The sequence below is a fragment of the Variovorax sp. UC74_104 genome, from assembly GCF_044055375.1.
Lineage (GTDB): Bacteria > Pseudomonadota > Gammaproteobacteria > Burkholderiales > Burkholderiaceae_C > Variovorax.
Window position 1 is genome coordinate 322,115 of sequence record NZ_CP171978.1, and the last position, 14,883, is coordinate 336,997.

Here is a 14,883-nt window from a genome sequence, read left to right on the forward strand (position 1 = left end):
CTCCCCCATCCCGCCCTTTCTCCTTCTTCATCCTCCATGCGTCTTCGCAGCGCGGCCCTTCTGCTCTTCATGGCCCTGCTGGCACGCGAGGGCATGGCGCAGACACGAACGCTGCTCTGGGTGTGGGACCGGCCCCAGCTCTTTGCCTCGCTGCCCGAAGCCACGGGCGTGGCCTACCTGCATGCCACCGTGCGGCTGAGCGGCACCGAGAGCCGCACCAGCTGGCGCCAGTGGCCGCTGCGCGTCGCGCCGGGCGCGACGGTGGTGCCGGTGGTCCACGTCGCGCTCGACAACCTCTCGCCCTCGCCCCTGAACGAGGCGCAGCAGCAGGCGATCGCCGCCGCCGTCGAGCATGCCGCCACGCAGGGCAACCGCTCGGGATGGGTGCAGCTCGACTTCGAGGCGAGGCGCAGCCAGCGCGAGGCCTACGTCGCGCTGCTGCGCCGGCTGCAGCCGCTGCGCGAAGGCGGCACGCGGCTCTCGGCCACGGCGCTGGCGTCGTGGTGCATGGACGATCCGTGGCTGCCGGCCGGCCTGCTCGACGAGATCGTGCCGATGTACTTCCGCATGGGCGCGGAGTCCGCACGCATCCGCCAGCGGCTTGCCACGACAGGCAAGGCCGCCGTGCCGGCCTGCAGGGACGCGGCGGGCCTGATGCTCGGCGAGGACTGGCCCGCGCTGCGCGACGTGAAGCGGCGCTATGTGTTCCATGCGGGCTCGTGGAAGAACGAAGACTTCGAAAAACTTCAGATCGGAAACAGGGAAAACTACAAATGACTCTTTCGACAACGGGAGGCCGCAGGCTGCTCGCCGCTGCCGCACTGGCCGCGGCAACACTGCTCGGCAGCGCGGCCGCACATGCCAGCGGTGGCTACGACGCCGAGGACCTGTTCTTCGCCAGCACCCGGCCCGACCAGCCGGTGCGCGAGTTCGTCGAGCGGCCCGCGGGCTACTACACCGGCTATCTGGTGCCCTACCAGGTGCTCTGGTACTGGCGCCTTCGCGGCCAGAGCTTCTCGCTCGATGCGGTGCGCGCCTTCACCGACCTGCTGGAGAAGCTGCCGCGCGAAGACAACGGCATGGCCGAGACCGACGACGCATGGATCGAATGGCGCAAGGCGCGCGACGACGCCATGGCGAAGCTCGATCCAGCATCGCCGCGCGACAGGCCCAACATGCCGCCGCCGTCGCAGCGACCACCGAACTGGAACACCGGCACCCTGCAGGCGGACCCGAACTGCTTCTACGGCGACGCCTTCAGCAGCGCCGCGAAGACGCTGGCCCAGCGGATGACGCGCGCGGCCGGCGACAAGGCGGCAGCACCCTTCGTGCTGCACTGGCTCAAGACGCAGGACGCGGTGTTCGGCGCCTGCGACAAGGAGCCCGGCACCGCCCCCGAGCTGCCTGCGGGCGCCCCCGCATGGCTGCAGGCCGACCATGCCTACCAGCTGGCCGCACGGCAGTTCTATGCCGGTGAGTTCGACGACGCCGACGCAGCGTTCGCCGCCATCGCGGCCGACAAGGCCAGCCCCTGGCACGATCTCGCGGCCTACATGCGGCTGCGCGTGCTGGCGCGCCAGAACCCGGGCGATCCGCCTTCGGAGGGCTCGGAGAACAAGAAGGAAAGCGCCGAGGCGCTCAAGAAGCAGGCCGAGCTCGACAAGCAGGTCGACGCCATCGCCCCGCCGCTGCTGAAGAACCCGCGGCTGAAGGCGCTGCATCCTTCGGTGCACCGGCTGGCCGAGGCGCTGCGCATCCGCTACCTGCTGCCCGCCACGCGCATGCAGCGTCTGGCCGACGGCCTCAAGACCATCGGCCAGCCCGACGCGGCCGCCGCGAAGCTGCTGCTTCTGAACCACGAGTTCCGCGCCTGCGGCTTCTTCGGCGGCTGCAGCTACATCGGCCCGGCGCAGACCTCCGACCTGATGCAGTGGCTGAGCACCGTGCGCGGCTTCGACGGACCGGGCAGCGGCCTCGAACCCGACGGCAAGTGGCGCGAAACGCTGAGCTGGAGCCGCTACCAGCGCACGCACGACCTCGCCTGGCTGATGGCCGCCGCGAGCCTGGTACCGGTGGCCGCCGCCAACGACGACAAGCGCGAGGCCGAGCTGCAGGCCGCGCTCGCAGCCGTGCCGGAAGACCACCCGGCGCGCTTCGCCGCCACGCAGCTGCGCGCGCAGCGCATGTTCGCGCAGGGCCGCTACAAGGAAGTGCGCGAACTCGTGGCTTCCACGGCCGATTCGCCGCTGATCGCGCACAGCCTCTCGGGCCAGAACCTCGTGAAGGCCTTGCTGCTGCCGACCGCCGCGTCGGAAGAGGAATGGCGCCGCCTCGCGATCCGCCCCGTGGTCGCGCGCCGCGATCCCGAAGCGATGGAAGCGAAGCCGAGCGCGGTGCCGCTGGCCAGTGCCTTCGACGAGGACGTGGTGCGCTTCCTCAACACGCGCGCACCGCTGGCCATGTGGCTGCGCCTGGCCGCCGAGCCGGCCCTGGCGCCCGCGCTGCGCGACAGCCTGCTCGAGACCGCCTGGACCCGCGCCGTGGTGGCCGGGGACTACGCCGCGGCCCGCCGCGCGGCGCAGATGCGCGTCGCCTCGCCGCCGCAGGCGGGCGCGGCCAAGGGCGCCGACACGATCGCAGGCATCCGCCGCTCGGCGGCGCTGCCCGAGACCGACGGCGCCGCGTGGCGGCACCTGCTGCTGGAGCGCATGGCGAGCACCACCGAGGTGCTGCAGCCACCGCACTGGCCCGCCGCCGAAGGCATCCGGCCGACGCCGCTGAAGCTCGGCATCGGCGCCGGCTACTCCGAGCGGAACACGGTCGGCAGCTACGGCAAGTGGTGCCGTCCGCTGGGCGTGCCGACCTCCGGGCCGCAGGCGGCCACCGCCGCCGACTTCGAGATGCCCGCCTTCCTGCCGCAGGAAGAACGCAGCCGGCAGGCCGCGCTGGTCGAGAAGCTGCGCACCGTGCCGCAGGACTCGATCTACTTCACGCAGGAAAGCCTGGCGCTGATGCAGCGCGCCCGCACGGACCCGCTGGTGCCGCAGGCGCTGTCGGTCGCGGTGAAGATGGCGCGCTACACCTGCCAGGACAAGGCGGCGGGCGACTGGTCGCGCAAGGGGCTGCAGGCCCTGCGCACGAACTATCCGAACTCGCCGTGGACGGCCGCCACGCCGTACTGGTACGGCGGGCGCTGAGCGGCCGGGCAGACGGTCGGCGGGCTACTTCGGGCGTATCGCGTCGGCCGTTCCCTGGATGAAGGCCTTGATGCTCTCGATGTCGTCATTGGAGAGCTTGCCCGTGAAGTCGGGCATGCCGCGCGACATGGCCGGGCCCTTGAGCACGAACTTGTCGAGGTTCTCGATGTAAGCGGCGTCCATGTAGCCGAGGTTGGGGATGTTGCCGCCGCGGTCCACGCCCGGCACGCCGTGGCAGAAGACGCAGTTGCTCACGTAGAGCATGGTGCCGGCCTGGACCTTGGCGGGGTCGTACTTCACGCCCTGCACCAGCTTGTCCATGCGGTACTGCACGAAGTCGGGCATCTTCGCCGTGCCGCCCACCGCGAAGGTGTAGACGGTGCCGGGCCCCTGCCGCTCGGTGGCGCGCTGCGCGAGGCCGTAGACGCCGCCCCAGCCCACCGCGACCGACACGTACTGCTTGCCGTCGACCATGTAGGTCGAGGGCGCGGCCACCACGCCGGTGCCGGTGGGCGTCTCCCAGAGCTTCTCGCCGGTCTTCGCGTTGTAGGCCAGCAGGCGCCCGTCGGCCGTGCCCTGGAACACGAGGTTGCCGGCGGTAGTGAGGGTGCCGCCGTTCCAGGGCGATGCGTAGTCCACGCCCCAGGCTTCCTTCTGCGCCACCGGGTCCCAGGCCACGAGTCGGCCGAAGGGCTTGCTCTTGGGCGGCTCGGCGTTGGCGAACTTGCCCAGGTTCCAGCCCAGGCCCGAATGCGGGCGGCCCGGCACGTTCTCGTCGAACTTCCAGTCCTTGTCGTCCATCAGGTTGATCGGCACGTGCTGCGCGGGCAGGTAGGCGAAGCCGGTCTTCGGGTTGAACGACATCGGGTGCCAGTTGTGCGCGCCGAAGGGGCCGGGGATGCTGTCGCCGGGCTTGGTGGCGTCGCGCGCGGCGGCGATCTCGACGGGCCGGCCGTTCCTGTCGTAGCCGGTGGCCCAGTTGACCTCGACGAAGTTCTTCGCCGAGATGAACTTTCCATTGGTTCGGTCGATGACGAAGAAGAAGCCGTTCTTCGGCGCATGCAGCAGCACCTTGCGCTGCTTGCCGCCGATCTTCACGTTCGCCAGGATCATCGACTGCGTGGAGGTGTAGTCCCAGTTGTCGCCGGGCGTCTCCTGGTAGTGCCACACGTACTTGCCGGTGTCGGGGTCGAGCGCCACCACCGAGCCCAGGTAGAGGTTGTCGCCGCCCTTGGGGCTGCGCGCCTTGTGCGACCAGGGCGAGCCGTTGCCGGTGCCCACGTACATCAGGTTGAGCTCGGGGTCGAAGGCGAAGCTGTCCCAGGCGGTGCCGCCGCCGCCGGCCTCCCAGTACTTGCCGCTCGGGTCCCAGGTCTTGGCGGCACGCGCCATCGATTCGTCCTCGAAGGGCTTGCTCGGGTCGCCCGGCACCACGAACCAGCGCCACTTCTGGTCGCCCGTCTTCGCGTCGTAGGCGGTGACGAAGCCGCGCACGCCGTACTCGGCACCGCCGTTGCCGATGATGACCTTGCCCTTGAACACGCGCGGCGCGCCGGTGATGGTGTAGCTGCCCTTCTGGCCCTCGATGGTGTTCTTCTCCCAGACCTTCTGGCCGGTGGCGGCATCGAGCGCGATGAGGCGCCCGTCGTAGGCCGCCACGTAGACCTTGCCCTCGTAGATCGCGACGCCGCGGTTCACCACGTCGCAGCAGCCCCTGAAGCCCTTGGACTTGTCGACCTGCGGATCGAAGGTCCAAAGCCGCTGGCCGGTGCGCGTGTCGACGGCGTGCACCACGCTCCAGGAGGCGGTGATGTACATGATGCCGTCCACCACCAGCGGCGTCGCTTCCACGCCGCGCGTGGATTCGAGGTTGTACGACCAGACCAGCCCCAGGTCCTTCACGTTGCCGGCGTTCACCTGGTCGAGCTGGCTGAAGCGCGATTCCGAATAGTCCAGGCCCACGCTGGGCCAGTCGGGCGTCTTCTTCTGCGCGGCGTTGGCGCGGATGAATGCGCCATCCACCCGCTTGGTCGCGGCGGCGGCGCGGTCCTGTGCGTTGTTCTGGGCCGTGGCCGTGTTCGTCGCGCCCAGGCACAGCAAGGCGCCGGCGAGCACGAGCAGCCCGGAGTGTGTTTTTTTCATCGCAGGTCTCCTTTGTGCGCCAAGAATCGTCGGGACGGGCCGCGCGTTCATCTTGGGGATTTCCCCAGTCCGGCGCTGTTCCATTGCGGAACACATTCGACGGCGGAGTGAATCCTGAACCGGGAGGCAGCAAGCCCATGGCCCTCGACAGAAGCCCAGTTGGAAGAATCGGCACGCCCGACGCCCCGCGCCAGCTCTTCGCCAGCACGCCCGCTCAGCGCGTGGCGCTCGCGCGGCAGCAGTTCTTCGAGGAAGGCGTGCGCCCCTCGGGGCTGGTGGGCGAGGCGGTGATCCAGTCGTGGATGCGCTGCAGCCGCACCCACGCCGACCGCCAGCGCATCGTGCCCTTCGACCCGGTCACGCCGAGCCGCCTGCACGCCACGCTGGCGCGCAACCGCCAGCTGCTCGAAGCGGCGCGCCAGGAGCTGGGGCAGATGGAGCACGCACTCGCGGGCACCGACTGCCGCGTGATCCTCACCGACCGCGAGGGCGTGGTGGTGCACGTCACGCAGCAGCCGGCCGCGGCGCAACAGCCGGTGCTGCGCAAGACGGCGCGCGTGGGCGTGAACATCTCCGAGCGCATCGTCGGCACCACGGCGCCGGGCATCGTGGCAAGCACCGGGCAGGCCTGCACGGTCGACGGCGCGGAGCACTACTTCGACCTGCTGTGCCACATGCGGTGCGCGGCCGCGCCGATCCGCGATGTGACGGGGCAGCTCGCCGGCGTGCTCGATCTCACGGTGGAGGCGCGGCGCTTCGGCTTCGACGCGGCATCGATGGTGGCGCTGTACGCCACCACCATCGAGAACAGGCTGCTGCAGGCGCAGTCGCGCGACCACCTGATCCTGCGCTTCCAGGCCAGCCCGACGCTGCTGGGCACGCCGCTCGAAGCGCTGGCCGGCATCGCGCCCGACGGCACCATCGCCTGGCTCAACAACGCCGGCGCGCGGCTGCTGGGGCGGCTGCCCGAGGCGGCGGACGAGCGCGACGTGGAGTTTTTGCTGGGCCACGACCTCGCGAGCCTGCTGCGGCTCGGGCGGCGCGAAGCGGCGCAGCCGCTGCGGCTGGCCAGCGGCCTGGGCGTGTGGGTGCAGGCGCAGCTCAAGGGCGGTGCCGATGGCGCGGACTTCCGCCATGCGGTGGCGATGCCGGGCGAAGCGTTGCCGCTGGCCATCGAGACGCGCGAAGCGCGACAAATGCAGTTCGCGGCAGCCGAGGCCCGCCCGGACGCGGACAACGCGCAGGCCTCGCCCCAGGCCGAGACCACGCTGCGCGAGCACAGCCGCAAGCTGATCGAGGAGACGCTCGCCGCGCACGGCGGCAATGTGTCTCAGGCGGCGCGGCAGCTGCGCGTGTCGCGCGGCACGCTCTACCGGCGGCTGCGGGGCTGGCGCGACGAAGCTGCGGCCGCGGCCGGCGGAAGGGACTGAAGGCCGCTCAGCGCCTGGGCAGCGCGTAGGCGATCACATGGTCGCCGGTGCGCGTGCCGAGCGAACCGTGGCCGCCGGCCACCACCAGCAGGTACTGGCGCCCGTCGGCGCCGCGGTAGGTCATCGGCGTGGCCTGTCCGCCGGCCGGCAGGCGGCTGCGCCAGAGTTCCTTGCCGTCGTTCACATCGTAGCCGCGCACGAACTGGTCGAGCGTGCCCGAGAGAAAGGCCACGCCGCCGGCCGTCAGGATGGGGCCGCCGAGATTGGGCACGCCCATCGCGAAGGGCAGCGGCAACGGCGAGCTGTCGCGCACCGTGCCGTTCTTGTGCATCCAGGCGATCCTGCCGGTGCGCAGGTCGGCCGCGGCCACGTAGCCCCAGGGCGGCGCCTGGCACGGCAGGCCGAGCACCGAGGTGAAGGCGCTGAGCTTCACCGCGAAGGGCGCGCCGAAGTTCTCGCCGAGCGCGGGCAGGCTGTCGTTGGGGCGGTTCTTGCCCTGCACGTAGAGCGAGGTGTCGTCCGCGCGCGGCACGAGCCTGGAGACGAAGGCCAGCGACGCGGGCGTGGCGAAGACGATCTGCCGGCGCGGATCGACGGCCACGCCGCCCCAGTTGAAGACGCCGAAGTTGCCCGGATGGATCAGCGAGCCCTCGGTCGAGGGCGGCGTGAACCGGCCCTCGTAGCGCAGCCGGTGGAAGGCGATGCGGCAGGCCAGCTGGTCGAAGACGGTGGCGCCCCACATGTCCGACGGCTTGAGCGCCGGCGGATCGAAGGACAGGGCCGACGAGGGCTGCGTCGGCGCGGTCACGTCGCCCGCGGCGGCGCCCTGCGGCACGGCCCGCTCGTTCACCGGCAGGATGGGCTTGCCGTTGCGGCGGTCGAGCACGAAGAGCTCGCCCTGCTTGGTCGGCTGCACCAGCGCCGGCACGGTCTCGCTGCCCACGCGCAGGTCGACGAGGCTGGGCTGCGCGGGCACGTCGTAGTCCCACAGGTCGTGGTGCACGGTCTGGAAGCTCCAGCGCACGCGGCCGCTGGCCAGGTCGAGCGCCACCACCGCCGACGAATACTTCTTCGCGCCTTCGCTGCGCGCGCCGCCCCACTGGTCGGGCGGCTGGTTGCCCATGGGCACGTAGACCAGGCCCAGCGCCTCGTCCACGCTGGAGATCGACCAGCTGTTGGGCGAGTTGGCCGTGTAGGTGCGGTCGGCGGCGATGGGGGCGGTCTCCTCGGGGTTGCCGGAGTCCCAGTTCCACACGAGCGCGCCGGTGTTCGCGTCGAAGGCGCGGATCACGCCCGAGGTCTCCTTCGTAGAGACGTTGTCCAGCACCGTGCCGCCCACGATGAGCAGCGAGCGCGCCACCACCGGAGGCGAGGTCGAGTAGTAAGAGCCCGCCCGCACGTTCGGCATGTTCTTCCAGAGATCGATCTGGCCGCTGCCGCCGCCGAAAGCCGGGCAGGGCTTGCCGCTCGCGGGGTCGAGCGCGATGACGCGGCCGTCGGCGGTGGGCATGAAGAGCTTGGCGTCGCAGCCGGCCGATGGCGTGGCTGCCTGCGCGGGCGGTGCGGATGAGGCGGCGGCGCCCGGGTAATAGGAAAGCCCCCGGCAGGTCAGGTGCTGCAGCGCGAGCGACCCCGCGATCTGCGGCGTGTAGCGCCACACCTGCCGGCCGGTGGTGGCGTCGAGCGCGATCACCGACTGGTGCGGCGTGCACAGGAAGAGCCGCTCGCCGATCTTCAGCGGCGTGACCTCGAAGGTCGTCTCCTCGGGATCGCCGGGCTGGCCGCGCACGTCGCCGGTGCGGAAGTGCCAGGCCTCCTCGAGCTGCCCCACGTTCTGCGGCGTGATCTGGTCGAGCGCCGAGTAGCGCTGGCCGAAGCCGGTGCCGCCATAGGCCGTCCACTCGTCCGCCGGGGCCGCAGGGCCTGAAGGTGCGCTCGCCGTGGCGGCCGTCGCATCGGCCGGGGGCGCGATGCCTTCGATGCGGCGGGGTTCGCGCATCCAAGAGAACACCGCCGCCACCAGGAAGGCCGCGAGCACCACGCCGAGCACGGTGCGCGCGCTTCCCACACCCGCGGCATTGCGCAGGGCGAGCGGGCGCGTCACCCACGGCGTGAGCAGCAGCAGGCCGACCACGAAGAACACGTCGCCGCGCGCGGCCAGCGGCCACCAGTCGAGGCCGACCTCCCACAGTGCCCAGGCCAGCGTGAGGAGCACCACCGCCGCATAGACCAGCAGCCCGGCGCCGCCACCGCGCCGAAGCAGCAGCGCTGCCGCCACGAGCCCCAGGCCCGCGAGGAGGTAGTACCACGAGCCGCCGAGCGCGACGAGCCATGCGCCCGCGACCACGAGCGCAAGGCCCGCGAGGCCGACGAGCACGGCCAGCACGACGAGCAGCGCGGAAGATGCGGGAGCGCGGGCGGACGAAGGCTTCATGACTTGGACTCCGGAGGCGGAGTCCAGACGCTAGACCGCTGCGTGCGGGCCGCGCGTAGGCCGAAGGCTCAGGCGGCGGCGAGAACCTGCGCGGCGCGTGCCCGGCGCGCCTTCGCATCGGGCTGCAGCGGCCTTAAGTACTCGTGCAGCGCCAATGCCGCGGCGCCCACCGCGGCCGCGAGTTCCTCGTAGCGCGCGGTGCGCAGGTCCGGCGCGGGCATGCCGGCGCCGTCGGCGTGGCGCTTCACGCATTCGAAGGCGGTCTGCACGAAGCCGCGATGGTCGGTGCAGGCCTTGCCGCCCAGCACGATGGCGCGCGGATTGAAGGTGACCCACAGGTTCTGCAGCAGCACGCCGAAGAAGGCGGCGGCACGGCGCGTGTCGGCGCCCTCGCGTTCCAGCACGCGCGAACCGAAGAAGGCCTCGGCGCAGCCGCGGCGGCCGCAGGAGCACAGCGGGCCGTCGAGTTCGAGGATGGTGTGGCCGATCTCGCCGGCCATGCCCTGCCCACCGGTGAAGAGCCGGTCGTTCAGCACCACGCCGGCGCCCACGCCCACGTCGCAGTTGACGAAGATCAGCGGGTCTTCGCCCTCCTGGCCCACGCTGGTCGCGAACTCGTACTCGCCGAGCACGGCGGCATCGGCGTCGTTCTGCAGCTGCACGGTCACGCCGGGCAGGCCGACGGCGGCAAAGGCTTCCTCGAGCGCCGGCAGCAGGCTCACGTTGCGCCAGCCGAGGTTGGGCGCGAAGCGGACCACGCCGGTGCAGTCGTCCACCGCGCCCGGCACGCACACGCCGATGCTCGACAGGCGCAGCCCGAGCTGCTTCAGCCGCTCGTGCGCGGCCGCGGCCATGCGCGCGACCAGCGCGCACACGCCGGCCGGCGATCCGTCGGTCAGGGCGTGGCTCTGCGAATGCAGCACCTCGCCCTGCAGCGACATGCACACCAGGCGCACGGTTTCCACCGCGATCTCCACGCCCATGAGCGCGCGCACGCCCACGTTGATCTGCAGCGGCGTGGAAGGCCGGCCGAGGCCGTCGGCCACGGTCGTGCCGGCCTCGCTGAGCCAGCCCTCGTCGATCAGCTCGCGCACCAGCAGGCTCACGGTCGACTTGGTGAGGCCGCTCTCGCCGGCCAGCCTCGCGCGCGAGAGGCCCGGCTGCGCGCGCAGCAGCCGCAGCAGCACGCTGCGGTTCATGCGCTTCACGAGCTGCTGGTCGGCGGTGGTGGTCACGTCGGGTCTTCGTTCAGGCGAGTGCCGCAGCGGAGTCGGCGTGGTGGGCCTGCTCCTTGCCCTCGGGCCGCTTGCCGGCAATGATCATCCCGAGCACCTCGTCCTCGGTCACGTCGGCGGTACGGTAGGTGCCCACGAGCTTGCCGTTCTTCATCACCGCGAGGCGGTCGCTCAGCGAGAACACGTCGGGCATGTCGTGCGTGATGAGGAAGATGCCCACGCCGTCGGCCTTGAGCTGCTTCACCAGGCCGCCGACCATCGCGGTCTCTTCGGGGCCGAGCGCGGCGCAGGGCTCGTCCATGATGAGGATGCGCGCATTGAAGTACAGCGCGCGCGAGATCGCCACCACCTGCCGCTGCCCGCCCGAGAGCCGGCGCACCGGCACGCGGATGTTGGTGAAGTTCCTGTTGAGGCGCTGGAAGACCTTGCGCGCCTGCACTTCCATGAAGTGATCGTCGAGCGTGTTCCAGGCCGTCATCTTCTCGCGGCCGAGGAAGAGGTTGGCCACCGAGTCGAGGTTGTCGGCCAGCGCGAGCGTCTGGTAGATGGTCTCGATGCCCTGTGCCTGCGCTTCGGCCGGCGTGCGGATGTTGACCTTCTCGCCGGCGATCAGCGTGTCGCCCGAGTCGATGGGGTAAGCGCCCGCGAGCATCTTCATCAGCGTGGACTTGCCCGCGCCGTTGTGGCCCAGCAGCGCGACCACCTCGCCGGGGTAGAGGTTCACGCTCACGCCGTCCACGGCCTTCACGCCGCCGAAGGCCTTGCGGATCTCGCGCAGTTCCACCAGGGGTTTGGATGTGTCGATGTCTGCCATTTCAGTTCTCTCCAAACTTGCGGCGGTAGAGCACGTCGAACACCACCGCAACGATCAGCACCTGGCCGATGATGACCATGCGCTTGCCGATGGGCACGTCCAGCAGCAGCATGCCGCTGTCGAGCGACTGCATGATGAGCGCGCCCAGCACCGAGCCGAAGATCGAGCCGCTGCCGCCCGCCAGCGCCGTGCCGCCGATGACGGCTGCCGCAATCACGTACAGCTCCATGCCCGTGCCCAGCGAATTGGTGCCGGCGTTCAGGCGCGCGATCGACACGATGGCCGCGACGGTGACCAGCACCGCCAGCAGCGCGAACAGCATCAGCGTGACGCGCTTGACCGGAATGCCCACCAGCGCCGCCGCGTCGGGGTTGCCGCCCATCGCGAACACGTAGCGCCCGAAGCGCGTGCGGTGCACGATGAACGACAGCACGATGGCCACCACCGCCCAGATCAGCACCGGGATCGGAATGCCCTGTGGCTCGTTCTTGGACGAAATCTGGTAGCTGTTCATCACCCACGCGAAGCCGAACACCACCGCCACCGGCACGGCCGTGATGAGCACGTCGAGCCACAGCGCCTCGGTGGGCATGTCGTAGCGCTGGCGCGCGCGGCGCTTCTGCACCATGCGCGCGAACAGCACCACCGCCACGAACGCGGCGAGCACCCAGCTCGCGGTGACGCCGATGCCGCCGTCGTAGCCGCCGCCCAGGCGCTGGAAGAACTCGTCGTTCACCGGCTGCGTCTTTCCGTCGGCCACCAGGAAGGCCGCGCCGCGGAAGGACATGAGGCCGCCCAGCGTGACCACGAACGAAGGCACGCCCAGCACCGCCGTGAGCCAACCCTGGTAGATGGACACCAGCAGCGCCACCGCGAGCCCCGCAAGGCAGGCCGTGGGCCACGACCAGCCCGAGGTGTACTGCAGGTAGGCGATGAGCACGCCCACGAAGCCCATCACCGAGCCCACCGACAGGTCGATGTGCCGCGCCACGATGATGAGCACCATCACGGTGGAGACGATGCCCACCACCGCCGTCTGCTGCGCGACGTTGTAGAGGTTCTCGGGCGAGAGGAACACGCCGCCGGACATGACGCTGAACGCCACGGCCATGATGACCAGCAGCACGCACATCAGGATCAGCCGCAGGTCGACGCCGGTGCGGCGCCACCAGCCCGGCGTGGATGACGAAGGGTTGCTCATGTTTCGGATCCTTTTTCTGGGCTGCGCGGACTACGAAGAGATGCGCAGGCCCCCGCCGGCCGGGCCCGTGGGCGCCGGCAGCTGGTGCGTTGCATGGGAAAGGGAGAAAAGCCGGCGCGCTTTCCGCGGATGGCGCCGGCGGGGTTGCTCGTCTGTTGCGCCGCTTTACTTGCAGGCCGCGGGCGCGCTCGCGCCCGTCACGCCCTTGCAGAGCTCGTCCTTCTTGATCCAGCCGGCCTTGACCACGACGTCGAGGTTGTCGCGGGTCACGGCGACGGGCGTCAGCAGGCGCGACTGCAGCGCGACCTTCTTCGGGCCCGAGTTCCACGGCGCGGCCTTGTCGACCGGCTTGCCCTGCGACAGCGCGATGGCCGCGGCGGCGGCTTCGCGGCCGAGCTCGCGCGAGTCCTTGAAGATGGTTGCGGTCTGCGTGCCCAGCGCGATCCGGTTGAGCGCCGCGAAGTCGGCGTCCTGACCCGACACCGGAATGCCGCGGATGCCCTTGGCCGTGAGCGCTGCCACCGCGCCGCCGGCCGTGCCGTCGTTGGCCGCCACCACCGCGTCGACCTTGTTGCCGGCCTTGGTGAGGATCTGCTCCATGTTCTTCTGCGCGACCTCGGGCTTCCAGCCCTCGGTGTATTCGTCGCCGACGATCTTGATGTCGCCCTTCTTGATGGCGGCGTCCAGCACCTCCTGCTGGCCGGCGCGCAGGAAGTCGGCGTTCGGGTCGCTGGGCGAGCCCTTGATGATCACGTAGTTGCCCTTGGGCTTGACCTTGAAGACCTCGCGCGCCTCCATGCGGCCGACCTCGACGTTGTCGAAGGTGATGTAGAAGACGCCCGGCGCTTCGATGAGCCGGTCGTAGGCCACCACGGGCACCTTCTGGCGCGTGGCCTTGGTGACTGCCGGCAGGATGGCGTCCTTGTCCATCGCCAGCACGATGAGCGCCTTCGCGCCCTTGGACATCAGGCCCTCGATGTCGCCCAGCTGCTTCTCGGGCGAGCCGCCCGCATCGGCACTGATGTACTTGGCGCCGAGCTTTTCCAGCTCAGCCTTGATGGCGGCCTCGTCGGTCTTCCAGCGCTCTTCCTGGAAGTTGGACCAGCTCACGCCGACGACGGTCTGCGCCATCGCGCCCACGGCCGTGGAACCGAGTGCCGTGGCGAAGGCCATGGCGGCCAGGGTTTGTTTCAGTCGCATCGATGTCTCTCCTGTTGGTTCGCCCTGTCGATCGGCCATGGCCGCCGCAGTAAGAAATTAGTTAGTTTGAAGGGCGAACTAACTATCCCATCGCGGCGGGATTCGTGGCATCCGGGAATTCCCGAAGCGCATTCGAGGGCTCCCGCGCCCCTTTTTGCGAGACGCGGTCCTACGCGGCGGGACCGTACGGCCCGGTATCTTTCGCTGCCCCCGCCCCGGCGGGAGCCCCATTGAGCCCATTGACCCCATTGACCACCACTCCCCGACGCGCCAGGCGCGCCGCCCACAAGGAGACGACGAAATGTCCACCGACATGCTCAGGCAGATTGCCGCCACGCGACTGCCGATGGTGATGTCCTCGCCCCGGGACATCGATGAAGTGCTGAAGCTGCGCGCCGCCGGACTGGTGATCGCGCTGGTGCCCTCGGCCGCCGACATGGCGAAGATGCCGGGCCTGCGCGTGGTGCAGGTGCTCGCGGTCACGCAGAAGGGCTTCGAGACGCTGCAGTGCGTGCGCTATCCGGGCGAAGGCGCCCACGAGAAAAAGGGCCAGGAAGCCCTGGCCCTTTCCTGAGGCGCGCCGCTCGCCTCTATCTGGTCATTCATTCACCCGCTCATTCGCGCGTACGCGCGGCGTTGCGCAGGTCGCGGATCTGGTCGTGGTTGCGCTGCGCGCCCTCGGCCTGCATGGAGACGACCCTGCGCACTTCGAGCGGCAGGTTCTGCTTGAGCGCCTTGCGATAGCGCGCGACCGCCGCGTCTTCGCCGCGCTCGCACGACTCGAGGATCGACAGCTCGCTGTTCGCGCCCAGCGATCCCTTCACGTGCACCCAGCCGCGATGCAGCGCGCCGCTGGCGGTGCCGCCCGAGGCCGGCGTGCCGCCGTAGGTGGTGATCAGCGCGATCAGCTCGACGCCGGCCTGCCTGCATTGCTCGGCGCGATTCGCGAACAGCTGCTTGGTCGCGGGATCCTTCACCTCCTCGGCGCAGGCGCGGAAGCCGTATTCGCCGTCGCGCGCGTTCTCGAGAAGGTCGTTGAGCACGTCCACCACTTCGTCGTTGCCCAGCGTGGGGCCGGTGGTCAGGGTGTCCGCCGCGATTGCTTCGGTGTATGCCATGTCGTGGTCCTTTCGTTGCCTGCCTCGCGGCAGGCCGGGTCTTCGGAGTCCAGCCTTGCCGCCCGGCGCTGATGGCAGCGGCCGCGGGCGGTGTTGGCGGCTGGTCGAAGAC

11 protein-coding genes are annotated in these 14,883 nt (G+C 70.3%); 4 read left to right on the top strand and 7 right to left on the bottom strand.

Annotated features, from left to right (window positions below; translation table 11 throughout):
* The first annotated feature begins 36 nt into the window (after positions 1-36).
* Both ACHMXA_RS01605 and ACHMXA_RS01610 read left to right on the top strand, forming a co-directional pair.
* Positions 37-777, top strand: coding sequence for a hypothetical protein (locus ACHMXA_RS01605; RefSeq protein ID WP_395317940.1), 741 nt, complete (start codon positions 37-39; stop codon positions 775-777).
* Entirely contained in the window at positions 774-3,197 is a 2,424-nt protein-coding gene (locus tag ACHMXA_RS01610; RefSeq protein WP_395317942.1) for a hypothetical protein, read from the top strand. The genes ACHMXA_RS01605 and ACHMXA_RS01610 overlap by 4 nt, the downstream gene beginning before the upstream one ends.
* A 24-nt stretch (positions 3,198-3,221) precedes the next feature.
* Here the strand turns inward: ACHMXA_RS01610 and ACHMXA_RS01615 are convergent, their stop codons facing one another.
* On the bottom strand, positions 3,222-5,339 hold the full coding sequence (locus tag ACHMXA_RS01615) for a PQQ-dependent dehydrogenase, methanol/ethanol family (RefSeq protein WP_395317944.1): 2,118 nt from the start codon (positions 5,337-5,339) through the stop codon (positions 3,222-3,224).
* A gap of 137 nt (positions 5,340-5,476) precedes the next feature.
* Between ACHMXA_RS01615 and ACHMXA_RS01620 the strand changes: the two genes are divergently transcribed.
* Entirely contained in the window at positions 5,477-6,769 is a 1,293-nt protein-coding gene (locus ACHMXA_RS01620; protein ID WP_395317946.1) for a helix-turn-helix domain-containing protein, read from the top strand.
* 7 nt (positions 6,770-6,776) lie between these two features.
* Here ACHMXA_RS01620 and ACHMXA_RS01625 read toward each other — a convergent pair whose 3' ends face one another.
* From ACHMXA_RS01625 to xylF, 5 genes are all read right to left on the bottom strand, one after another.
* Positions 6,777-9,203, bottom strand: a complete 2,427-nt coding sequence (locus ACHMXA_RS01625) for a membrane-bound PQQ-dependent dehydrogenase, glucose/quinate/shikimate family (RefSeq protein WP_395317948.1) — start codon at positions 9,201-9,203, stop codon at positions 6,777-6,779.
* A gap of 68 nt (positions 9,204-9,271) precedes the next feature.
* The gene (locus ACHMXA_RS01630; protein WP_395317950.1) at positions 9,272-10,438 is read right to left on the bottom strand and encodes an ROK family protein; all 1,167 of its coding nucleotides are present in this window, start codon (positions 10,436-10,438) and stop codon (positions 9,272-9,274) included.
* A 13-nt stretch (positions 10,439-10,451) separates the two neighbouring features.
* On the bottom strand, positions 10,452-11,252 hold the full coding sequence (locus ACHMXA_RS01635; RefSeq protein ID WP_395317952.1) for an ATP-binding cassette domain-containing protein: 801 nt from the start codon (positions 11,250-11,252) through the stop codon (positions 10,452-10,454).
* A 1-nt stretch (position 11,253) separates the two neighbouring features.
* On the bottom strand, positions 11,254-12,453 hold the full coding sequence (locus ACHMXA_RS01640; RefSeq protein WP_126021227.1) for a sugar ABC transporter permease: 1,200 nt from the start codon (positions 12,451-12,453) through the stop codon (positions 11,254-11,256).
* 165 nt (positions 12,454-12,618) lie between these two features.
* Positions 12,619-13,653 carry a D-xylose ABC transporter substrate-binding protein gene (gene xylF / locus ACHMXA_RS01645; RefSeq protein WP_395317954.1) on the bottom strand — a complete coding sequence of 345 codons (1,035 nt, stop codon included), beginning with the start codon at positions 13,651-13,653 and terminating at the stop codon, positions 12,619-12,621.
* Between the two features lie 301 nt (positions 13,654-13,954).
* Here xylF and ACHMXA_RS01650 point away from each other — a divergent pair, with 301 nt between their 5' ends.
* Positions 13,955-14,227, top strand: a complete 273-nt coding sequence (locus ACHMXA_RS01650) for a hypothetical protein (protein ID WP_176665127.1) — start codon at positions 13,955-13,957, stop codon at positions 14,225-14,227.
* A gap of 40 nt (positions 14,228-14,267) precedes the next feature.
* Here the strand turns inward: ACHMXA_RS01650 and ACHMXA_RS01655 are convergent, their stop codons facing one another.
* Entirely contained in the window at positions 14,268-14,771 is a 504-nt protein-coding gene (locus tag ACHMXA_RS01655) for a PA2169 family four-helix-bundle protein (protein WP_395317956.1), read from the bottom strand.
* Positions 14,772-14,883 lie beyond the last annotated feature (112 nt).